Origin of the sequence: Psychrobacter cibarius, from assembly GCF_904845955.1 — a bacterium.
Classification (GTDB): domain Bacteria; phylum Pseudomonadota; class Gammaproteobacteria; order Pseudomonadales; family Moraxellaceae; genus Psychrobacter; species Psychrobacter cibarius_B.
On record NZ_CAJGYX010000002.1, the window covers coordinates 134,057 to 156,957 of the forward strand.

Sequence of the window (22,901 nt, forward strand, 5' to 3'; positions counted from 1 at the left end):
GCCACTTCACGTGTGCTGCTTTTTTTGACCGTAGTGTTTGACCATGGTTTTTAACTATCACTTTTACCCTGTTATGTCTCGCGTGTCCACTGTGTTGCCTATCTCTTAAAGCTCAGTAGCAGTTTTGCAAAATTGAACCGTTAAACCTTTGCAGAAGTATTCCTTGTGCTAAAGTCTGCCTATCTTTTTTAATCTATTTTTTTACATAATATCGTTATCTTTATTAAAGGTAGCTATTGTTAGAAGCGAGTATTATTAGAAACAGCTATTCTTAAGATTGAGTGTTGTTAAAATTAAAGGTTATTAAAAATTGTTGTTACTGAAACGCGCTGTTATTAAAAGCTGTTTTTATTAAAACCAGATAGGACTGTCTCTGTGAAATCATCTCTATTAAAATCTGCCAGTTTAATTGGCGCCATGTTATTGGCAACCACCGCTTGTGCCCAGTCTAGTGATACTGCCGCTACTAACCAAAAAGCGAGCCAGAGTACTCAAAATACAAAAGCCGCTGGCACTGTTAGTAAGTCTGTTGACAGTCGCTTGCGCCAATTGCTCACTCAGGCAGGGATCAAAACACAAATTAGCTCTATTGTGCCGTCCAACTTACCCAATATGTATCAAGTCAATTTGGCGGGACAGTTGCCTTTGCATATCACTGAAGATGGCAAATATGTCATTCAAGGCGAGCTACAAAAGAATCCAAGCAAGCGTGTAGTCACCAAGACGCCAGCGCGTAGCACCAGTGCGCAGGCAGGCAAACCTGTCAGTGCGAGTGTCAAAGCTGATATATTGGCAAATATGGATGCGCTGAAAAATATGAGCACTAAGACGCCGTTCTTTTATACCGCAGTGCCAGGTGTGATTTGGGGTGCGACATTAGAAGGCGTGCCTTTTTTACTATCGGATGATGCACAATATATTACTGATGGCGAGATTTCTGTTATCGAAAATGGTCAATTCATCGGACTCGATGAGCAGTTTGAAAAGCGTAAAAATCAGTCTGTGTTTGCGACTTTAGATGACAGCCAGCTGATTAATTATCCAGCGACCAGTCCTGAGAGAGCGGTTATTTATGTGGCCAATGATGTCAACTGTCCTTATTGCCGCCGCTTGCATCAGCAGCTACCGATGCTTAATGCCAAAGGTGTGACGGTCAAAACCATTGGTTATCCGATATACGAGCAGTCCCCTGAGCAAATGCGTGGCATTTGGTGCCAAAGTGATGAGGACAGCCGCCGTAAAGCTTTTGATAAAGCAATGTTGCAGGGTGAAATGACACCTGCACCAGCAAGTTGTACAGCCGATCATGTGACGCCCAATCGTGAAAAAGCAGCAGGGCTTGCGGTGATGGCAACGCCTGCTATCTACCGTGAAGATGGCGTGTTGTTTCAAGCGAGCTTTGAGAGTCCTGAGTTTTTAGAATTTTTGGGTGTGCAGTAGCTCATATAGATGTTTAATAAAGTTATGAATAAAAAATGTATTAAGAGATGATATTCCTTAATATTGATAAAAAAACCGCCACATAAGTAATCTATGTGGCGGTTTTTTATTGCTTCTAACCGTTAGAGGTAGCAAGTCTATTGTGGCAACACGATATCAACGATTTTCCAATCAATTAAGCCGTTACGCTGCATCTCGATGGTGAGCGGATAACCTTTTACCTGACCGCTAATAGTAAAGCAATTAATACCGCAATAGCTTAATTTTGGCTTGTCACTGTCCGACCCTTGCGCTACCTGTTGCTCCAGTTCAGCGGCTTGTTTTTCCATGATTTGCTGCATTTGGCTTTTGACCACTGCATCCACATCACCGCGCTGGATGATAAGATTTTGAATCAAATTTTTGAGATCGACCTGATTACTGGCGATTGCCCATGCAGCGGCCAGCTCTTTGGTCGCGGTATTGGCCTGACCTTGGGTATTGATGGCTTTTTCGATGTTTTGTGGGGTGATAGCACCATCCACCGCCTGCGTGATAAAGCTATTGGCGGCTTGGGTCAATGGTTCGCCGCCCAGCTCAGCGACCAATGGATAATTGGACATAGTCGCCGTAAACTGACTGGTGAGTTGGTTTTGGATACTAGGTCGCACTTGCTCATAGTCGATCGCTGCTGCGATGGTCGCGCCGTCTTTGGCATCGTAGGCATTTTTAAGCTGATAAGCGCTGTAATAGGGCGAGCCTGCATAGACAGCGACTGCAATGACGATTAATAAAATAATCAGCTTCTTCATAAAAATCAAACCCTTATCGCAAAACAAAAACGTAATGATGGGCAGATTTAAGACTAGTGAGTATAAATCTAAAACCCCAAAAATATAACGATAAATATTAGCATGGCTGAGACTTTTTAAGGTATGAAAACCTTTGTTCATTCCTTAATAAAACCTTTTTGTATGGCCAAGCGCACTATAGTGGATACTTTCCCTGCCTAAGCGCTTGATAAATCACCATAGCATCTCCATAAATAGCGCAAACTTTTAATAATTGATTTGGCTAAGCAGCATCCCGCCGTATTCGCTTGTAAGATTCATAGCAGTATCACCTCTTTTCTCTCACTATTTATGATGTTTCATGTGAAACCTCTGAGTGCCATAGTGAGTCGTATTAAGGTGGTGGTTGACTAGAACTACTGAATCGACTGGCCGGTGGACTGTAAAGACGATAGGAGAGCCCATGAGTAAGCGCGATTTTTATGAAGTATTAGGTGTGAGCAAGACCGCTGAAAGCAAAGAAATTAAGCGAGCTTACCGCAAGCTGGCTATGAAATATCACCCTGACCGTAACTCTGATGATCCAGATGCTGAGGATAAATTCAAAGAAGCATCCATGGCTTACGAAGTACTAAGCAGCGAAGAAAAGCGCTCTGCGTATGATCGCATGGGTCATTCAGCCTTTGAAAACGGTATGGGTGGCGGCGGCTTTGGCGGTGCAGGTGGTGGCAACTTCCAAGATATTTTTGGCGATATCTTCGGTAACTTTGGCGATATTTTCGGTCAATCACGTGGCGGCGGTGGTGGACGTTCACGCCGTGGCTCAGATTTGCGTTATGTGATCGAGCTGACTCTAGAAGAAGCGGTACGTGGCTGCAAAAAAGAAATCAGCTTTACTGCGCCTGCGCCTTGCGACACCTGCGATGGTAAAGGGGCGAAAAATGCCTCTGATATCGTAACTTGTCAGACCTGTCATGGTCAAGGTCAAGTGCGTATGCAGCAAGGATTTTTTGCCGTGCAGCAGGCTTGCCCACATTGCGGCGGCACTGGTAAACAAATCAAAAATCCATGCTCTGACTGTCATGGTAATGGCGTTAAAGACAAATCACGTACGCTAGAAGTGTCTATCCCAGCGGGTGTTGATGATGGTGATCGCGTCCGTCTAGCAGGCGAAGGTGAAGCAGGCGGCGCGGGCGTCCAAAACGGCGACTTATACGTTGAAGTACGCGTAAAACCGCATAATGTCTTTACCCGTCAAGGCGCTGATCTATATATGGACGTACCCGTTAGCATCACTGATGCAGCACTGGGTAAAGAGGTCGAAATACCAACTCTAGATGGTAAGGTGAAAATCAAGGTTGCCGAAGGCACGCAAAGTGGTAAGTTGCTACGTGTGCGCGGCAAAGGCGTGACGCCAGTACGCACCACCATGAAAGGTGATTTGATTTGCCGTGTGGTTATCGAAACCCCAGTGAACTTAACTCGCGAGCAAAAAGACCTGTTGCGCCAGTTCCAAGATACGCTCGACGGTGATAGCAAGCATCAGCAGTCGCCACATAAGAAGTCATTCTTTAAAAAGATTGGTGACTTATTTGATTAACTGAGTTGTTTTAATCACTCGTTTGGTTAAATGACTAGATACAAAACCCCCAGTGTTTCACATGAAACACTGGGGGTTTTTATTGACGCTATAAAAAACCATTCAGGTGGTGATATTTGCTAAACTTAGCATCATAACATTTAAAACCTTTCTTATTAATATAGAGCTTTTAGGGTAAAAATATGAGCCAACAGATAACAGCGCAAGAAAATACAAATAAACAAGCCATCAAAGTCGGGGTTATTGGTGCTGGTGGTCGTATGGGGCGCATGCTAATAGAAGCGGTACAAGATAACTCGCAAACGGCATTAAATGCCGCGATAGAACGTCAAGGCTCAAGCCTTGTTGGTGCGGATGCTGGCGAAGTCGCCGCTATCGGTCGCTTAGAGGTACAGATTGTCGATGATTTAAAAGTTGTCATTAATGACATCGATGTACTCATTGACTTTAGCTTGCCTGATGCTACTGAGCAAAATATGCAGATTTGTGCGGCAAACAATGTCGCGATGGTCATTGGCACCACAGGATTCAATAAGCAGCAAGAGCAAGTGTTGGCAAAAGCCAGCGAGAAAATTGCGATTGTCTATGCTGGTAACTATTCAACAGGTGTTAATCTGTCATTAAAGTTGCTCGGCATGGCCGCGAAGGCATTTGGCGAGGATGCCGATGTGGAAGTCATTGAAGCCCACCATAAGCATAAAATTGATGCGCCATCAGGCACAGCATATATGATGGCAGAAGCCGTGGCAGAAGCTCGTGGACAGAATCTAAAAGACGTTGCTGTTTATGGCCGCGAAGGACAAACGGGCGAACGCAAAGCAGGTACTATTGGTATTCATGCCATTCGCGGAGGTGAAATCATTGGCGATCATACCGTGATGTTTATTGCCGATGGTGAGGTGGTTGAAATTACCCATCGTGCCCGCGCGCGTATGACTTTTGCCGCGGGTGCCGTACGTGCCGCGACTTGGGTTATCAAACAAGAAGTAGGGCAATATAATATGCAGGACGTGTTGGGTTTGAATGAGTAAGGCAAGATTTAGATAATCTACTTATAAGCGAGATGGCAATGACAGATAACGCTAGTATCACTATTAAAAACTTTAAGAGCTATAAAGAAGCCACCTTACCGCTGTCACCTTTGACTTTACTGATAGGGGCGAACGCGTCAGGTAAAAGCAATGCTATTGAAGCGTTTCGTTTTTTAAGTTGGGTGGCTGGTGGTGAGCGCTTATCTACGCTCAAAAATAGGGTTAACGATAGTGATAAAGTCGTTCGGGGTAGTATTAGAGACTTGTCGTTCAACTCAACAGAACAATTCGCACTACTATTTAAATTTGAAGCAGGTTTTGAATATGAAGGCATTTTTGAAGTAAGCTCAAACAGTATCGAACTTAGGAGCGAGATTATACATTTACAAGAAAATAGAGTTGTTATATTACAAAATTTGAAGCCTCCTTATTTTTCGCAACTTTCAGAGCTTCATAATATAGATTTAATAAAAAAAATAGATGAATTTGCAAAAGGTAATACTGGCCTTGATGGTTTTATAAATTCTCAGACAGATGATAAAGTTACTTTTTACAAAACTAATAATAGCGACATATCTGCATTTCTTATGATTGATACATTCATAACCATGAAGAAGAAAAAGCCTTGGACTAATTTTAATGTTATTCGCAAGTTTTTACAGCAATCTTTTTTCTTTGATTTTGTACCAAATAACATGCGTATTGATAGTATTTCAGATAATATTTTAAGACCAGATGGCTCTAATATCGCTGGAGTTTTATATAATATCTGCGAAGAAGCAAAGAACAAATCTAAGTTATTGTTATTAGTTAAAAGCTTACCAGAACAAGATATTCTAGATATTAAATTTTACAAAGATCATCGTGATCGTATTGAGTTTGCTCTAGTTGAAAGCTTTGGGAGTACTTCTGTTGAACGTACAATGGATTTACTATCAGACGGTACGTTAAAAGTATTGGGCATTGCAGCTGCCCTCCTTTCTGTGCCAGAAGGTTCAACAGTAGTCATTGAAGAGATTGATAATAGTATTCATCCCACACGAGCGCATATTATTTTAAGCTTACTGCGTCAGTATGCCGAAGAACGTAAACTTAATTTGTTACTATCGACGCATAATCCTGCGCTAATGGATGCCCTACCAGATGAAGCCCTCGCAGATGTTGTATTTTGCTATAGAGACCCGCAAGAAGGTGATAGCAAGTTGATGCGCTTAGGAGACTTAGATGATTATCTTGGCTTAGTCGCTCAAGGAACGCTTGGCGACTTAGTTACTCAAGGTATTGTCGAGCGCTTTGTAAAACATCCAATCACATCAGAGCAGCGTAAAAAACAAGCATTGGACTGGCTAAATCAGCTACAGGGGGCTGATTAGATGGCAGATATTTGTATATTAGATACCAGCATAATATTGAATATATTGAATGTTTCTAATAAAAATCAGAATAGAGTTAAAGTTATAGATGAGTTTGAAACCTATGCTGAATCGAACTGTCGATTTATTATTCCTTTAGTAGTGGCAGTAGAAGTCGGTAATCATATCAGCCAAAATGGCAATGGAGATACACGCCGAGAAATTGCTAAACAGTTCGTTGATATGATGCAAAAAACGTTTGATGGTAGCTCGCCATTTGAGATTAGCAATTTTGACCTAAAGTTAGAATGGCGTAATTGGATTAATGAGTTTATTGATAAAGCTGGACAGAATAAAACGCCCGACAAACCCAATGAAGGTATGAGTTTGACAGACTTGTCTATTATCAAAGAGTATGAAGATATTCAGGCCAAGAACAAAGCAAATAAACGTAAACACGTAAACGTATTTATTTGGTCACTTGATTCGGACTTAATACATTATGGTCACTCCTACTAAAGCAATAAAAGTAGTTCTACTAAGCGTTATTGTGTTCTCAACGCTCAATATCTCAGCACAAGCAGCTACTTTTCAAACATACGTCATTGATACCTATGGCGGTGATGCATTATTACCTGCTGTTCGTCAGCAACTGAATAATAATCGTGACGGCGGTACAGTTACTACCTATCAAGACAAGTTGGTGTTGCATACGACAGCCGCTAACTATCAGGCGGTACAGCAGTTATTGACTCAGATTGACGGTCAGCCACAGGCATTGACGGTCGCTGTGCGTGTTGGCAACAATAGCAGCGTCCAAGGTAATATTCAGCAAGGGCAGGTCATTATTAGCAATCGTGGTATTCAAGGGTCAGGGATTATTCATCAGAGCAATAGCCAACAGCAAACAAATAATTTATACCAAGTACAAACCTTGTCAGGTAGTGCCGCCAGCATCAGTACAGGGACGCTTTATGCGCTGAATCAAACATACGATGTAAATAGTTATACAAATTATAAAAGTTCCTCAGTACAGATTGTCATTCAGCAGCAGGTATTGCTACCAACGACGCAAGGCATCACGGTTACGCCAAGATTATTACCGACTGGTCAAGTCGAAGTAACATTGTCACAAGTTGAAGAAAAACTCGCACGCTCTTATTCGGCTTCTCAGAAAAATAGTAATCATGCCATTCAAGGTCAACGATTAGACACGACCATTATTATCCCACGTGGTCAATGGGTAACTATCGGACAAATCTCTCAAAGTAGCCAAAATCAACGCGCAAGTTATGGTAGCAATCGTGCCATTGATAGTACTAAAAACACACCAATTTGGATAATGGTGCAGTAGCCTTGCATCGATTACTATTATCTTTGGTATAAAAAAGCGCGATACTGTAATGAGCAGTATCGCGCTTTTTATCGACAATAATCTATTGCAGATTAGTCAACGTAGATCACTTCTAACGGTGGAAAACCATTGAACTCAATAGATGAGTACGAGTTAGTATAAGCACCCGTGGTCAACCAAAAGATTTTATCACCAATCTCCAGCTCTTCTGGCAATTGATAGCCCGCTTCTTCATACATGATATCGGTCGAATCACAAGTAGGACCGGCCAGTACCACAGTGCCTTTGCTGGTTGATGTTTCCATCTTAGGTGTATAAACCGGATACTTGATGGCCTCTCCCAACGTCTCGATTAAGCCTTGGAATAAGCCCACATCGGTATAGACCCAACGCGTTAAATCCGTGTGCGACTTACGCGAGATAAGCACCACATCACTGACCAATACGCCCGATCCACCAACCAATGAACGACCTGGCTCAAGGATAATCGCTGGCATGTCTTCTTCATTATAGTCGTCTGTCAAATAACGAGTGATCTCTTCAGCGTAGACTTTTATAGGGTTCACTTCACTGATATAGTTGGCTGGAAAGCCGCCACCCAAATTGATCATTTGTAGCTTAATATCTTCTTCGTTTTTCATCCAGTCAAACATGTATTTGACCTTGGCTAGCGCATCATCCCAAGCGGCAACGTCTTTTTGTTGACTACCGACGTGGAATGAGATGCCATAAGGCACTAGACCCAAATCACGAGCTTGAATCAACAGCTCAATCGCCATATTGGGATGACAACCAAACTTACGAGACAATGGCCATTCAGCGGTCTCAGAACCTTGTACTAAGATACGCACAAAGATTTTTGAACCAGGGGCGTGCTTGGCAATATTTTTTAGATCCGCTTCTGAGTCGGTCGCATACAAGTCAATACCTTTTTCAAAGGCATATTTGACATGCTCCGCTTTTTTGATGGTATTGCCATAAGAGATACGCGATGGCTCAACGCCGCAGTCTAGTACGCGATCAAGCTCATAGATGGAAGCACAATCAAAGTTCGAACCAAGATCAGCAAGCAAGTTAATCACTTCAACAGCAGGACTGGCTTTCATTGCATAATGGATTTTAGCATTGGGAAAAAACCCAACCATTTCATGATATTTGGTTTTGATACGGCTAAGGTCCACGACCAAAAATGGCGTCTCGCGACCTTCAGCAGCTTGAGTGAATTTCTGCCAGCCGGCAGGGTCAAAATATTGGTCAATTTTGATCATGGTCATGGTAGGAAACCTTTAATAAAGACAGTAGGTGTTAAAGAGTAAATGCTCGCATCACGTCATTGTCATCTCACATTAGTGTCATCACGCATCTCACAGGTAATGAAACCTTGCGTCCATGCTGATTAAATGACGTAAAAATAGCTTAGATGATGAATGGACTAAGAATGGCTGGGCTGTGGCTGTTTATCCGCCGTTTGTTCGCCTTGTTTTTCGCGTATTTTAACGATTTTACGCACTTTATCGCGAGCACGAGTTTGCTTGAGACGTGATAGGTAATCGACGAATATGACCCCATTTAAATGATCCATTTCATGTTGGATACATACCGCGAGTAAGCCTTCTACTTCTTCATCGATTTTTTGACCATTCTCATCTAAGGCTTCAATGCGCACTTTGTTTGGGCGCTCGACACTGTCATAGACTTCAGGTACGGACAAACAACCTTCTTCATAGGGCTGTTTCTCTTCTACCAATGGTGTCACCTTTGGGTTGATAAAAACTCTAGGGCTATTTTTATCTTCAGACAGATCCATGACGATGAGCTGAATATGACGATCCACTTGGCTTGCTGCCAAACCGATACCTTGTGCCTCATACATCGTCTCAATCATATCAGCGATTAAGGTTTTGATTTCAGCAGTCACTTCCTTAACAGGCGTAGCAATAGTACGCAGGCGCGGGTCTGGGTAATTTAAAATAGGGAGTAAAGCCATAACGCTCACCTCAATGATAGGGATAAAATAGGGTTGATATTATAGGATAAATGGGGACAAAAGTAATGCTTATCAATACTTTCGCACAATTATTGCTTTTTATCATCGTAAAAAATGAGGGAGGTCGCTTTTATTATAGGCATAAAAAAGCCCTGCAATTCGCAAGGCTTTTTGATTTATATAAGCTAGATTAGATGTAATCTGACTTGCATAAGTAGAGTTGCTTTTTAGTAAATTGAGTTTAGTGAATAGTGAATCAAGTCATTTCTAAGTCATTAAAGTCGTTTTGTACAACTAAAACGTCTAACCAAAAGTGCAAAGTTATACACCACGTTTGCTCATAATCATCTCATAGATAAATAACAGGATGATCGCACCGATTACTGAGAATATCAAACCAGTAAAGCCGCCATCAGCATTGAAACCGATAAGACCAGCTAAGAAGCCACCTAATAAAGCACCGACGATACCCAATACAATTGTCATTATCCAGCCCATCGGGTCGCTACCTGGCTTGATAGCTCGTGCCAATAAACCTGCAACCAGACCTACAATAATCATCCAAATAAAGCTCATATTATTCTCCTAATTTATTATCATTTATAATAGTTAATCAATTTTGATAAGCTCATTGTAAGCACTGTATAGACGTAAAGGTAAGCGCGAAATGTTACCAGTGTATGAGCTATGTGAGGAAAATCATAGATTTGCTAATATGCAGGTAGAATAGGTAAATGAAAGGTTACAAAGGTAGTGAAGTCGAAAACGCCATTTATATATTAAGGCATTTTTGGATATCGACGCTCCCTAATACTGATACTTTCTATAGTAATCGCAAGTAGTCAGAAAAAGTTGATCATAAAAAAACGTTGCTCATTTATAATAAGCAACGCTCTTATTTGACACCAGAACTAGACCAGCTAGATTATTTGTTGCGTAGCTTTATTAAGTGGCTTTATTACGTAGCGCAGTTAATAAGCGTTGATGAATACCTTCAAAACCGCCATTCGACATAATCACAATGGCGTCACCCGCTTTTGCGTGCGTGTCGATATGCTTGATGATAGCATCGATACTAGAGAGCACCTGTTGGTTGCCCATGTTAGGATTTGCGCTATTGGCATTTTCAATGACTTCTTTTAAACCCCACTCCAGTCCTGTCGGCTCATACCATAAGGTATGATCGGCGAGAGCAGCAGACTCAGCCAAGCTGTCTTGATGAATGCCCATTTTCATGGTGTTACTACGTGGTTCAATAATCGCCCAAATGCGTCTGTCCGCCAGCTTCTTCTTGGCACCGTCTAAAGTAGTAGTAATGGCTGTAGGATGATGGGCAAAATCATCAAAGACTAAGATATCATTGACATCGCCAATCAGCTCCATCCGACGTTTAATGCCAGCGAATGCTGATAACGCCGCGCAAGCAGTTTTAACACTGACGCCGATGTTATAAGCCGCTGCGACAGCAACCAAGGCGTTATTCACATTATGCATGCCGCTCATCGACCAATCGACGACTCCCGTGGCTTCTTTATCAGCAATATCAGCCGCAAAACTAACCGCAAATTGACCACCATCTTCGCTGATAAGTTCAGCTTGCCAATCACTACTATCTTTTACATGCTTATCTTTTGCGTGGGTATTATCTGTTGCATAGGTATTATGTGCCGCTGACTCCAATACGGCTGTCCGCCAAACGGGTGTCCAAACCCCTTTCGCTAACGTCTCCTCTAAGCTGGCAGTCGCTGTGGGCATAATGATTTTGCCCGTACTTGGAATCATGCGCACCATATGATGGAATTGGGTCTGAATGGCCTCAAGATCCGCAAAAATATCCGCATGATCAAATTCTAGGTTGTTTAAAATAGCCGTACGCGGACGGTAATGAACGAACTTTGAACGCTTATCAAAAAATGCAGAATCGTATTCATCCGCTTCGATAACGAAATAGCCAGTATTTACCGAATCGTCATTATCAATTTTATCCGCACCCAAATAACTGCTGTGAGCGAAGACGTGCTGTAAATGCTCATCAGTGGTATCAACCAGTGGCACACCGCCGATTAAAAACCCAGTATCGATACCCGCATAGTGCAATATCCAAGCGAGCATAGTCGTCGTCGTGGTTTTACCGTGAGTACCGGCAACGGCTATCACATGACGCGATTGTAATACCTGCTCAGATAAAAACTGTGGTCCTGAGGTATAGCGTAGACCTGTATCCAGCATATATTCGATGACATCCATACCGCGCTTCATGGCATTACCGACGACGACTAAATCTGGTGCTGGTTGTAAATGCTCTACCAGATAGCCTTGCTCAATGGTCACGCCCGCGTTTTCCAGTTGGGTGGACATCGGCGGATAAACGTTGGCATCTGAGCCCGTGACCGTATGCCCAAGCTCGCGCGCTAGCAATGCCAGTGAGCCCATAAAAGTACCACAAATACCAAGAATATGAATATGCATAGACGTTCCGTACGAGCTTAAATTAAAAGAATAAAAATGGAGCATTATCCCAAAAGTTACCGATATTAACTGTGGTGTATTCTAGGATACGCTCAACCTAATGATCATCAGTCTTGGCTATAATTAAAATATTATAAATGGTGACGATGTTAACCGTGCTTCATGTACCAAACGTACTATTGACGCCCGCTTGCCTTATCTCTACTTTATATTGCTTCGACCCTATATTCTGTCACAAAAACAGCATAGGTTCGCCAAATAGCAGCGTCGAAAATAAGCACTTATTGTAAAGTAAACACCGCATGATGACCAATAAAAAACGCCCAACAAGTAGGCGTTATTAAAAGGATGGTTTGGCTCATTGAGCATCACTATATTCAGAGCTTCTAAAATTTAGAGCCTCTAAATGTTTATGCCGCTATTTTATTATTTACGCGACAGGGTGTAGTCATTGTTAGGTTTTTTATGTTCATCCATTAAGACAAGATGATTGTCTTGAATATGATACGCTTCAATGTTTTTGTCTTCATAGACAATCGTAATCATATCATTGTCTTGACGATAAACACCAGGCTCAAACAGGGGTGTATTCGGCATTTCGGGGTTGTTATCTATACTGGTTTTTAGCACTGAACCATCAGCGAATAAATTCAATGTAATATCGGTGCTATCACAAGATTTACAGGGTACTATGCCACCATAATCGCCCATTAACGTGGCTTGTAACGTGCCATTACCCGGCTCTGAGCGTGTCAGCGATTGATGTGGATATGCACCGTTACTCGATTGGGCAGCCGCAATCAGCGATTGTCCTTCTGACACTTTATCTAGCTCACTACCCGCATTTAATAGATTGGTCTCTGACAAGTTCTCTGCGCTGGCTTGTGCGCTGTTCTCTTCTACATGATCGATAGGGGCGACCTTAGTCGTCATACCTTTATCGCCGCTAGACGAGGTACTATCACAGCCGATGAGCAGCACACAGAGGGGCAGCGCTAGCAAACAACGACCACCGCGTTTGAGGATAGTTAGCGTGTTAGAACAAGTAGGCAAAAAATATATCATGGTCACACCAAAAAACAGTTTTTTAATAGTCATTCCAAAGATTATCGACACTATCGACAACTCAATACATTGTCAAAAAGGAAAGATAATAGGAAGGATAAATGTTTAAATGAGAGTAGAAGACTACGAGACTACAAGTGCTATCTGAGGCTAGGCGGCGAGAAGAAGCTATCGGTAGCCTATCGCCAATCAGTCAACAGTGATGGATATTTAAAACGCTATTTTACCCATCAAAAAGCAAATAAACTGTGTCAAGATATCAAAGGTTAAAGATATCTCTGTGGCCTTTTTGTTATGATAGGTTTAGCCATGAGCTAAGAATAATGTTTTAACATTGATAGATATGATGAACCAAAATTATCGGAGATATTTAATAGTGGCTCATTAAAGAACAGACGTTTAGTAATAAACACGCCTGTTCGTTTGGAAAAATGGATATAGCAAAAACGAAGGATATAGCAAAAAGCAACGTATGTGCTAATTCGCTATCAAGCAAGGCGGCTAGGGGCAACAGGTCGTAAAATGCGCCATAATATCAACCCGTGTACCACCAATAGCAGACTAAATAGAATCAAAGATTGTTCAGGAATGCTCAGTCCCATAAATGTCCACTCAACAGAGGCACATTCGCCAGAACCTGCAAAAACTTCTTTAAATACTTGCAAAATGGGTAGCGTATCTAACCAATAATCCAGCCCTGGGCCACAAGAAGGTACTTGATCGGCAGGTAGATGTTGTAGCCAAACATGACGTCCAGCCACGGCAGTCGCCCAGCCGATACCTGCTAAGCTACCAAGCCATAATACCAGTCTAACGGCCTTAGATTTAGGGTTGAATAATGCGGCTATCAAAGCAAAACTGCCCATGATTATGAGGCCAATACGCTGAAAAATACACAATGGGCAAGGCGAAAATCCCATATAGCGCTGTAAAAAAAACAGCGCAAAACTCATACCTATTACGGCTATTATCACCAAAAATATTTGCAAATTGCGGTAAGTGGTCAGCTTTAGCATCGGGCAGTTACTCTTATAAAGTAGTCATCTATACACATTAAGTGGCGGTCAGAAATCAGAAATCAGAAATCAGAAATCAGAAATCAGAAATCAGAAATCAAAGCTTAGCGATATTGCTGTAAAAATTCCATAAAATCTTCAGTTTCGGCTTTTTCAATCTCAGCTTGCTGTAATATCGACTTTTCTGCCAACACTTCGTATTTGGCTTGGGTGTTCGGACTAAGCGTCTGCTGTAATAAAGACTCACGATGCTGCTGCGCCAAGGTAAAGCCAAGCTGCCATAAGCTGCCTAAACGCTGACTATCAGAATTTACTTGTGCTGAAATGGTCGATTCAGAGTGCCCTGCTTTGCCTTGCATTAACGCGACTGCTGCACGGTAATCGTTGCCGCCATAATGCGCATCAAGTAGCGCGGCAAGTGGTTGCATACGTTCTAAATGCACCAGCATCCAGCTCTCAAGCAGTTGCTCTTCGCCGTTGTTTATAATGTGTAAGCCTTCGCGGCGACCTTCGTTTACCACGCGCTCAAGATTGATGGCTAAGGTCTCTTCTTCCTCAGGTAATAGATCAGGTGAGTCGCTCAGCAGACAGTACAGTGCCATGACCTCTAAGAAACAAGCGCTAGACAGACGAATACCGACATCGCTATAAGGGTCTAGATCGATTGCACGGAACTCAACATAGGCGATACCGCGGCGCTCTAATGCTTCGGTCGGTGTCTCGCCGCTCATCGCGATTTGTTTGGGACGAATAGGGCTATAGTATTCATTTTCTATTTGTAAAATATGATTGTTGATTTGGATAGGGTTGCCATCGGCATCATCTAAGCCAAGCTTGGCAAAGCTTTCGTGCGGAGTCTGAATCGCACGGCGCAGTCCATCGACATACTCTGGCAGATAGTTATAACGAATATCGAGCTGTTCTTGCACACTATTGGTATAACCAAGCTTGCCCATACGTAGGCTGGTGGCAGCAGGCTTATAGTAGGTTGAGTCGTTTAGTAGCTCTAAATCATGCTCACGACCAGCTAAGAAACAAGGACAAACGCTAGGGCTAGCACCCAGTAAATACAGTACCAAACTGGTCAGACGCTTAAAGTTACGGATAAGCCCTAAGTACTTTTCGTTTTTAAATTCTGTCAGCGTTTGCGCTTGTGCAGCAGGTATTTCAGCTTGCCAGACTTCAAATAACCCGTCGCCAAAAGACAAGTTATAATGCAAACCTGCAATCGTTTGCATGCGCCGACCATAGCGAATACCAAGCCCGCTACGGTATAGTGTCTTGAGCTTACCCGTATTAGAGCTGCCATAATCAGCCAGTGGGATGTCTTCATCATTCGATGACAGCATACAAGGCATAGACAGCGGCCACATCAGCTCACCTTCAGGCATGGCTTGATAGACCAATACATGCAACTGACGCAGCATGTTTAGCGTCTCTTTTGGTGAGGTTTTGGGGTCAGTAATTAGCTCAAGTAGGCTTTCTGAATAATCAGTTGTGATAAACGGATGGGTGAGCTTTGAGCCAAGTTTGGCTGGATGCGGTGTCTGAGCCAAGTAGCCATCGGGTCTTAAGCGCAGACCTTCTTTTTCGATACCGCGGAGCATGCCCGTTAGATGCTTGCTATCAAACCAATTAGGAATGTCAAAATTCACAAAGCTACTCGCAAAATTACTCATAATAGTCATCTATTGTTATTTATTATGGCGGCTCAAAACACGACTGGCGTTTGACCATAATGAAGGTAAATATTGGATTAAGAATGCCGTCAGTTTAGCTCAAAGCTGCCCTGAAAACCACGGACAATTACAAATACGATAAGCTTTACAGGCGCTCATTCATCTTGATTTTAATAGGTATTTCAATAAAAAATTTTATGAACAGCGCGTTACTTTTTTCTAAAAAACGCATAAAACAAGAAGCATCTACCTACGAGATAGATGCTTCAAAAGTACGACGTTAAGCGGTTTATGATAGCGTTGACTAACGAGGAAGGTATCTTGATCAAAAGTCATGCGTCTTGCCAACTTAAATAGAGAAGGATGAGCCACAGCCACACGTGGTGGTGGCATTTGGATTGGTGACGATAAAGCGTGCGCCCTCTAACCCTTCAGTATAGTCAACGGTAGAGCCTTGTAAATACTGATAGCTTAGTGAATCGACGACCAAGGTTACATCGTCATTGTCAAAATTGGCATCGTCTTCATTGAGCTCATTGGCGAAGTTAAAGCCGTAAGAAAAACCTGAGCAGCCGCCGCCCGTCACATAGACACGCAACATCAGATCGCTGTCGCCTTCTTCTTCACGTAGACGGCGCACCTTTTGTGCAGCGCTATCGGTTAAGCTTAAAACAGTTGGGTCTACTGGCTGGCTGGCGCTTGGATTAAATTGGTTGGCTGATTCGTTCATATCTACCTCAGTTGCTAGGATCAAATGCGGTCGTCCAGTTAGGGTTTGCAATGAAATAGCTGCAAATAAAGATACGCACGGCGTTTGATTCAATTGGGTGCTGTTATTATGGCGCGGCTATTGGTATGACTAATGGCGCATTATAAATATGATATCTGTGTCATTACAACGATTTGGTTGATAACGGGCACTTATCTCATCGCAGTATATCATAATGGGGGTATTGATTCGTTTGTCAAGAGTGACGCTACTGGCTGAAGGTGGCTGATTGATACTAGCAGTTATTGTCCCCATAAACTCATGCTAAGAGAAAGACTTTTTGTGCGAATAAACACTTGGTTTTGAAATAGTTATTTAATCGTTTGCCTATGGGGCAAGCGTTTGAAATAATAGCCGCCAGTTAACATGCCAGATGTGTGTTTTTTATTGCCTTATATTTTATATTACTGTTGAGTTGAAGAGATTATATGATCGAATTTAAAGACGTTGGTGTTCGCCGTGATGGTCGTGAGTTGTTTGCAGGGGCAAGCTTCCAGCTACATCCGGGTCACAAAGTTGGCTTGACGGGCAACAACGGCACCGGCAAATCTACCTTATTTGCCTTATTGTTGACGCGAATGGGCAGAGGAGATACTGAGGTCACGCTTGATAGAGGTGAAGTCAGTATTCCCGATAGCTGGCATGTGGCACACATGGCTCAGGAAGTCGGCGCTACAACGCAGTCTGCGATTGATTATGTATTGAGCGGTGATGAGCAGTGGTATGAGATTAATGCTTCTTTGAATGATTTGAGTAGCGTCAGTGATGAACAGATCGGGGTATTGCATCAGCAGTTTGATGAAATTGATGGCTATCGTACGCCGACTAAAGCGGCCCAAATTATGGCAGGTCTTGGTTTTAATACCAGCCAGCATGAATTGCCAGTAGAAGGGTTTTCGGGTGGTTGGCGCATGCGTTTGAATCTCGCCAAAACCTTGATGAGCCGTGCGGACTTAATGTTACTCGATGAGCCGACCAACCATTTGGATTTGGATGCGATTTTGTGGCTTGAGACTTGGATCAATGCCTATACTGGTCTGGTTATCGTCATCTCGCATGACCAAGCTTTTTTGGATGCCACGGTCGGTCATATCTTACATGTCGAACAACAAAAAATCACCCTTTATACCGGTAACTATCAGCAGTTTATTCGCACCCGTCACGAGCGTATGGCGCAGCAGCAGCAAGCGTTTGAAAAACAAGAAGCGACCAAAGCACATTTGGATGACTTTATTCGTCGTTTCCGTGCTAAAGCCAGTAAAGCTAAGCAAGCACAAAGCCGTATCAAGCAGCTTGAGCGCATGGCTGAGCTGTCACCGATGATGGCGGACAACCCGTTCTCTTTCCGCTTTTATGAGCCAGCAAATATGAGCTCACCACTGATTGAGCTGACCAAAGCGGATATTGGCTACAGCGATACGCCACTTTTATATAATGCCAATGTGCAAGTGACGCCGGATACGCGTCTTGGCTTGCTGGGTATGAATGGCGCAGGTAAATCAACACTGATTAAAGCGCTGGTCGGTGAGCTTGGCGTATTAACAGGGACGTATCGTGTTTCGGATACCTTAAAATTAGGCTATTTTAACCAGCATCAAATGGATATCTTGGATGCCAAGGCCACGCCTATAGAGATGTTGCGTCGTCTAGCCGGTAAAACCTCTGATGCGATGTTACGCTCGTTTTTAGGTAGCTTTGACTTCCGCGGTGAGCGTATCGATACGCCGAGTGAGCTATTCTCTGGGGGCGAGCGTGCGCGTTTGACGCTGGCATTGATTGTTTGGCAACGTCCGAACGTTCTGGTACTCGATGAGCCGACCAACCATTTGGACTTACAAATGCGCCAAGCGTTGACCATCGCCTTGCAAGGATTTGAGGGGGCAGTGGTACTGGTTTCGCATGATCGTGAGTTGATTGCCAACGTCTGTGATGAGCTGTTTTTGGTACATGATGGTCAAATCGAGGAGTTCGATGGTGACATCAGCGACTACGGTAAGTGGTTGGCAGAGAAGCGTAAACAAGAGAACTCATCAGATAAAAGTACCAGTAAGAAGAAAAGTAAAAAAGAGAGTAAGAAATTCGTTTCACGTGAAACAGATAATGGTCAAGTGAATAATAAAGCACCTGATAATTCATCAAAAAGTAAAGCGACGACGCCTACGCTTAGTAAAGATGCGCAGCGCAAATTGGCAGCTGAACAACGCAAACTCACCGCGCCTATTCGCCGTGAGATAGAAGAGATAGAAAAAGCATTGGCTAAAATTGATGGACAGCTCGTGACGCTTGAAGAAAAACTGGCTGATACGGATTTGTACGAAGAAAGTCGCAAGTCTGATTTGCTGTTATTACTTAATGAGCAAACGGCATTGCAACAGCAGCACAGTGACAATGAAGAAAAACTATTGCTTTTGATGACGACATTAGAAGAAATGGAAGCGGGTTTTGAGTAGAGAGCTGTTCGCTATAGTAAATAGCAGGTTTTGATTGTTTTTTAAGCTATTTTTACTTGATAAAGACAGTCACAAAAAAGGGAGAGCGCTGGCTCTCCCTTTTTTATTACGTTATTCCTTACGGTATTTACCATCACCATAAGACAGTATTTCCATCGTGGTCGTACATAACTGACAGTTTATTTGACCAGCAGCGGCTTTCGATAAATCCAAAATACGACCCCGAATGAAAGGGCCTCTATCGGTAATTTTTACGATTACACTCTGCTTTGTCTTCTTGTTGGTCACTTGTACCTTCGTACCAAACGGCAACGTGCGATGCGCAGCGGTCAAAGAGTTCATGTTGAAGATACTACCACTAGCAGTGCGTTTACCGTGGAACTGACTACCGTAATAACTGGTGTTTCCAGCAAAAACGGTGGTACTCAGCAATAGTGATAATGTGATAACCAAAGACTTGATTAAATAAGACATTTAATACCTTTAAGCAATTTATAAAATAGACAGATACACTTGCCTATGTTATTCATACTCCCTATGAGTATAAATAATATATTCATTTTACAACACATACTTTGTCATATTCTTACGGTTCTGTAAAAGAACTACCAAGGTCAAAATGCTCATTTAGGCACGCTAGCTAGTGAATACCAGTGATCTGTATGTAATTGTTTTAAATAATGATTTACATTGTTAATGGTGTTTTTGGCTTGACTCTCTATTTTTTCATTAGGGCGAGTGTTAAATTGATATGACGTCTGTGGTTATCAAAGAATAATAATGCCAGAATCATAGAGAAATATGCCAATGCAGTGACAAAGGCGAATCATAAAGTATTAAGTGCCTCAAACAACTTAAACACTGCTGTTGTTCGGCATTATTACTGGTAATATTTGTATAACGGTATTGAATTTTTATATTACTATCATTATTAGATAGACTATCGTTACCACCTGTTATGTCGCAGTTGAATAAATTTCCGTACCATATCGTTTAAAATGGGCATACCAGTATCATTAACATGCTTTTATGTTGAGGACAAAAACATGGCAGAGAAAAATTACTATGACATTTTAGGGGTCAAAAAAGACGCGTCAGCTGCAGATATTAAAAAAAGATACCGTAAGCTTGTGCGTCAATATCACCCTGATGTGAGCGATGATCCAGATGCAGACAATAAGATTGCTGAGATTAATAATGCTTACGAAACCATTAGAGATAAAGAAAAGCGTGCCGAATATGACGCCATGCTAGACAATCCCTTTGCTGGTCAAAGTGGTGGTTTTGGTGGTCAATCTGCAAGTGGCGGGCAAGGCGGCTATCGCTGGGAAGATATCAAAGATCAGTTCGGTGAAGGCGAAGCTTATGGCGATGGTGGCTTCCGCTTCGATGACATCTTTTCGGCATTTGGTCGCGGTGCACGTGGTTCAGCGGGAGGCCAATCGCAGCGTGGTGGTTTTGGCTCGCAAGATAGTAAAGGTCAAGATCAACATGCAGAGATTACCGTTGATTTGGCGTCCGTTTATAACGGCGATGACTACAGCATTAAGTTGAATGTCCCTATTCGTCAACCGAATGGCAGTGTCGAGTATGACAACAAAACGCTGAAAATTAAAATCCCTAAAGGCATCACTGATGGCAAGCAAATTCGCCTAGCAGGGCAAGGTGCCGCTGGTATTGGTGGCGGAAAAAATGGCGATTTATTTTTAAAAGTAAAAATCCGTCACGCAGACAATATCCGTATCGAAGGCGCTGATGTTTACCAAACCGTCAATATAGCGCCATGGGAAGCGGCGTTGGGTGAAAAAATCAACGTCAGTACGCCAGCTGGTACGCTTGCTGTGACTGTGCCTAAGAACAGCAAGTCTGGTAGCAATTTACGCCTAAAAGGTAAAGGTATCCCTGCTAAGCAAGCGGGTGATTTGTATCTAACCTTAAACATCGTGAACCCTGATATCAGCACTGAGGCCGCGACTCAAGCTTATGAGCAACTAAAACAAGCCTTTGCCGATATCAATATTAGTCGTTAATGGCCGCCAGAAATTACTCACATTGAAACACTGTAATAGAGATGAAGACCATACGATAACGATGAAATAAAGAGCAAACGAGGATAATAGCTATGAAACACTCGCCTGAATTTACCGACATTATCATGAGCTTGGATGAGCTGGTATCTGCCTGTGGCCAAGAGCGCCAATGGGTCATCGAATTGATTGAAGAGGACATCATCGAATATGATGTACCAGAACGTGAGCAGTTCACTGGTTATCAGCTGACGACAGTGCGCCGTGCCTCGCGCCTTAGCCGCGACTTTGAAGCCAGTGTTCCTGCGATTGGCTTGATACTTGAGCTATTGGATGAGCTCGAACAATTACGCCAATTTAAACGCCAATTAGACATGCAGACACCAGTGATTGAAATTGAAATCGATCCTTTAAAATAATTTATTTCCCCTTTATTCAGTACATAAAAAATCAGCACAAAAAAAGGGTCTCTAAAATGAGACCCTTTTTTTGCAAATAATATATTTAGCGTTTAACGCGCATATTTTGGATCAGCTGCTGCGGTAAACAGTACATCCGTTGAAGAGTTCAACGCCGTTTCTGCCGAATCCTGTATCACACCAATAATAAAGCCAATCGCTACCACTTGCATAGCGATATCGTTTGGAATGCTAAATAAGCTTGCTGCCAATGGAATTAAGAGTAATGAACCACCAGCGACACCAGAGGCACCGCAGGCACTAATGGTTGCAACCAAACTGAGTAGCAGTGCTGAGGCAAAGGTCACTTCAATACCGAGTGTATGCGCGGCTGCAAGCGTTAAGACGTTAATCGTAATCGCCGCGCCTGCCATATTAATGGTTGCACCCAGTGGAATCGTCACCGAATAAGTATCTTCGTGTAGACCCAGTTTGCGGGCAAGGTTCATATTGACGGGAATGTTGGCAGCCGAGCTACGCGTAAAGAATGCGGTAATCCCTGACTCACGCAAGCATTTGAATACTAGCGGATAAGGGTTTTTGCCCGTTTTGATCAGTACAATAATAGGGTTAGCAATCAAAGCGATAAATAACATACAACCAACCAGTACCATCAAGATACGCGCATAACCTGCCAAAGCCGCAAAGCCTGTCTCAGCGACGGTGTTGGCGACCAAACCCAAGATACCAAAAGGTGCTAGGGCAATGACCCACTTCACCACTTGGGAGATGGCGTCAGAAAAATCACCGACCACAGTGCGTGTGGTATCACTGGCTTGGCGCAGTGCGAAACCGATGATAATTGCCCACGCTAAAATACCAATATAGTTGGCTTCAGCGATGGCATTAACAGGATTGGCAACCAGATTTAGTAGTAGATTGGTCAGTACTTCTTTGAGGTTGGCTGGTGGGACTTGCTCAATCGTGGCGTTGACCAATACCAGTTCTGTCGGAAATAAAAAGCTCGCACCGACAGCTGTCAGTGCGGCTAAAAAAGTGCCAAACATATACATGATAAGCACAGGCTTGACGTAAACCTCATTACCGCTGCGATGCTGGCTAATGGCCGCCATGACCAACACAAATACCAGTATCGGTGCGACGGCTTTTAGTGCTCCTACAAATAAAGTACCCAATAATCCTAAGGCAATACCGATATCTGGTGCCAACCAACCTATCAATACGCCCGCTATCAAACCGATAATAATAAGTGGTACTAGACCAATGCGCTTATACATTGCAAAAAATGAATACATCCTTACCCCGACAATCTAATGAATAATGAAAGAGAACAAGCCATTTTATGTTTTTTGCTTTACTAGTCTCATACTCATATACAGGTAAGATTCGTAAAACAGAATAAAAATGGGTAAATTATAACCAAAAAAAGGGCAGTTAAGCCCTTTTTTTATTTTTATACCTATCAATTTAAGG

At 42.8% G+C, this 22,901-nt stretch carries 20 protein-coding genes; 9 read left to right on the forward strand and 11 right to left on the reverse strand.

Annotation, left to right across the window (positions count from 1 at the left end; all coding sequences use genetic code 11):
- The first annotated feature begins 375 nt into the window (after nt 1–375).
- Complete coding sequence (locus tag JMV76_RS04000; protein ID WP_201501728.1) at nt 376–1,440, forward strand: disulfide isomerase DsbC N-terminal domain-containing protein; 1,065 nt, start codon at nt 376–378, stop codon at nt 1,438–1,440.
- Nucleotides 1,441–1,577: 137 nt separating this feature from the next.
- On the opposite strand, the gene JMV76_RS04005 is transcribed toward JMV76_RS04000, so the two are convergent.
- Nucleotides 1,578–2,231 (reverse strand): DUF2939 domain-containing protein, encoded by a 654-nt coding sequence (locus JMV76_RS04005; RefSeq protein ID WP_201501729.1) that lies wholly within the window; start codon nt 2,229–2,231, stop codon nt 1,578–1,580.
- A 442-nt stretch (nt 2,232–2,673) separates the two neighbouring features.
- On the opposite strand from JMV76_RS04005, the gene dnaJ reads away from it, so the two are divergent.
- From dnaJ to JMV76_RS04030, 5 genes are all read left to right on the forward strand, one after another.
- A complete protein-coding gene (gene dnaJ / locus JMV76_RS04010) occupies nt 2,674–3,810 on the forward strand; it encodes a molecular chaperone DnaJ (protein ID WP_193012577.1) in 1,137 nt (378 codons plus the stop codon).
- Between the two features lie 182 nt (nt 3,811–3,992).
- The gene (gene dapB / locus JMV76_RS04015; RefSeq protein ID WP_201501730.1) at nt 3,993–4,841 is read left to right on the forward strand and encodes a 4-hydroxy-tetrahydrodipicolinate reductase; all 849 of its coding nucleotides are present in this window, start codon (nt 3,993–3,995) and stop codon (nt 4,839–4,841) included.
- Between the two features lie 38 nt (nt 4,842–4,879).
- Nucleotides 4,880–6,214, forward strand: a complete 1,335-nt coding sequence (locus JMV76_RS04020) for an AAA family ATPase (protein WP_198331004.1) — start codon at nt 4,880–4,882, stop codon at nt 6,212–6,214.
- Nucleotides 6,215–6,712, forward strand: coding sequence for a PIN domain-containing protein (locus JMV76_RS04025; protein ID WP_201501731.1), 498 nt, complete (start codon nt 6,215–6,217; stop codon nt 6,710–6,712).
- Nucleotides 6,696–7,547 (forward strand): hypothetical protein, encoded by an 852-nt coding sequence (locus tag JMV76_RS04030; RefSeq protein WP_201501732.1) that lies wholly within the window; start codon nt 6,696–6,698, stop codon nt 7,545–7,547. The genes JMV76_RS04025 and JMV76_RS04030 overlap by 17 nt, the downstream gene beginning before the upstream one ends.
- A gap of 92 nt (nt 7,548–7,639) precedes the next feature.
- Here JMV76_RS04030 and JMV76_RS04035 read toward each other — a convergent pair whose 3' ends face one another.
- The 8 genes from JMV76_RS04035 to erpA all read right to left on the reverse strand — a co-directional run bounded on the left by JMV76_RS04035 (nt 7,640) and on the right by erpA (nt 16,493).
- Nucleotides 7,640–8,815, reverse strand: a complete 1,176-nt coding sequence (locus JMV76_RS04035) for a type III PLP-dependent enzyme (protein ID WP_201502067.1) — start codon at nt 8,813–8,815, stop codon at nt 7,640–7,642.
- A gap of 164 nt (nt 8,816–8,979) precedes the next feature.
- Nucleotides 8,980–9,534 carry a peptide deformylase gene (def, locus tag JMV76_RS04040; protein WP_201501733.1) on the reverse strand — a complete coding sequence of 185 codons (555 nt, stop codon included), beginning with the start codon at nt 9,532–9,534 and terminating at the stop codon, nt 8,980–8,982.
- Between the two features lie 321 nt (nt 9,535–9,855).
- On the reverse strand, nt 9,856–10,110 hold the full coding sequence (locus JMV76_RS04045) for a GlsB/YeaQ/YmgE family stress response membrane protein (protein WP_201501734.1): 255 nt from the start codon (nt 10,108–10,110) through the stop codon (nt 9,856–9,858).
- Between the two features lie 369 nt (nt 10,111–10,479).
- Nucleotides 10,480–12,003 (reverse strand): Mur ligase domain-containing protein, encoded by a 1,524-nt coding sequence (locus tag JMV76_RS04050; protein WP_201501735.1) that lies wholly within the window; start codon nt 12,001–12,003, stop codon nt 10,480–10,482.
- A 426-nt stretch (nt 12,004–12,429) separates the two neighbouring features.
- The gene (locus tag JMV76_RS04055; protein WP_201501736.1) at nt 12,430–13,068 is read right to left on the reverse strand and encodes a copper resistance protein NlpE N-terminal domain-containing protein; all 639 of its coding nucleotides are present in this window, start codon (nt 13,066–13,068) and stop codon (nt 12,430–12,432) included.
- 488 nt (nt 13,069–13,556) lie between these two features.
- A complete protein-coding gene (locus tag JMV76_RS04060; protein ID WP_045454815.1) occupies nt 13,557–14,084 on the reverse strand; it encodes a disulfide bond formation protein B in 528 nt (175 codons plus the stop codon).
- A gap of 104 nt (nt 14,085–14,188) precedes the next feature.
- Nucleotides 14,189–15,763: a glutamate--cysteine ligase gene (gene gshA, locus JMV76_RS04065; RefSeq protein WP_201501737.1), complete on the reverse strand. Its 1,575-nt coding sequence runs from the start codon at nt 15,761–15,763 to the stop codon at nt 14,189–14,191.
- Between the two features lie 349 nt (nt 15,764–16,112).
- Nucleotides 16,113–16,493, reverse strand: a complete 381-nt coding sequence (gene erpA / locus JMV76_RS04070) for an iron-sulfur cluster insertion protein ErpA (protein WP_045443732.1) — start codon at nt 16,491–16,493, stop codon at nt 16,113–16,115.
- Nucleotides 16,494–16,960: 467 nt separating this feature from the next.
- Here erpA and JMV76_RS04075 point away from each other — a divergent pair, with 467 nt between their 5' ends.
- On the forward strand, nt 16,961–18,982 hold the full coding sequence (locus tag JMV76_RS04075) for an ABC-F family ATP-binding cassette domain-containing protein (protein ID WP_201501738.1): 2,022 nt from the start codon (nt 16,961–16,963) through the stop codon (nt 18,980–18,982).
- Between the two features lie 111 nt (nt 18,983–19,093).
- Here JMV76_RS04075 and JMV76_RS04080 read toward each other — a convergent pair whose 3' ends face one another.
- Entirely contained in the window at nt 19,094–19,456 is a 363-nt protein-coding gene (locus tag JMV76_RS04080) for a septal ring lytic transglycosylase RlpA family protein (protein WP_045442968.1), read from the reverse strand.
- A gap of 572 nt (nt 19,457–20,028) precedes the next feature.
- On the opposite strand from JMV76_RS04080, the gene JMV76_RS04085 reads away from it, so the two are divergent.
- Entirely contained in the window at nt 20,029–21,012 is a 984-nt protein-coding gene (locus JMV76_RS04085) for a DnaJ C-terminal domain-containing protein (protein ID WP_045442971.1), read from the forward strand.
- Between the two features lie 92 nt (nt 21,013–21,104).
- Nucleotides 21,105–21,428 carry a chaperone modulator CbpM gene (locus JMV76_RS04090; protein WP_060490155.1) on the forward strand — a complete coding sequence of 108 codons (324 nt, stop codon included), beginning with the start codon at nt 21,105–21,107 and terminating at the stop codon, nt 21,426–21,428.
- 92 nt (nt 21,429–21,520) lie between these two features.
- Here the strand turns inward: JMV76_RS04090 and sstT are convergent, their stop codons facing one another.
- The gene (gene sstT, locus JMV76_RS04095) at nt 21,521–22,723 is read right to left on the reverse strand and encodes a serine/threonine transporter SstT (RefSeq protein WP_055123716.1); all 1,203 of its coding nucleotides are present in this window, start codon (nt 22,721–22,723) and stop codon (nt 21,521–21,523) included.
- Between the last annotated feature and the right edge of the window lie 178 nt (nt 22,724–22,901).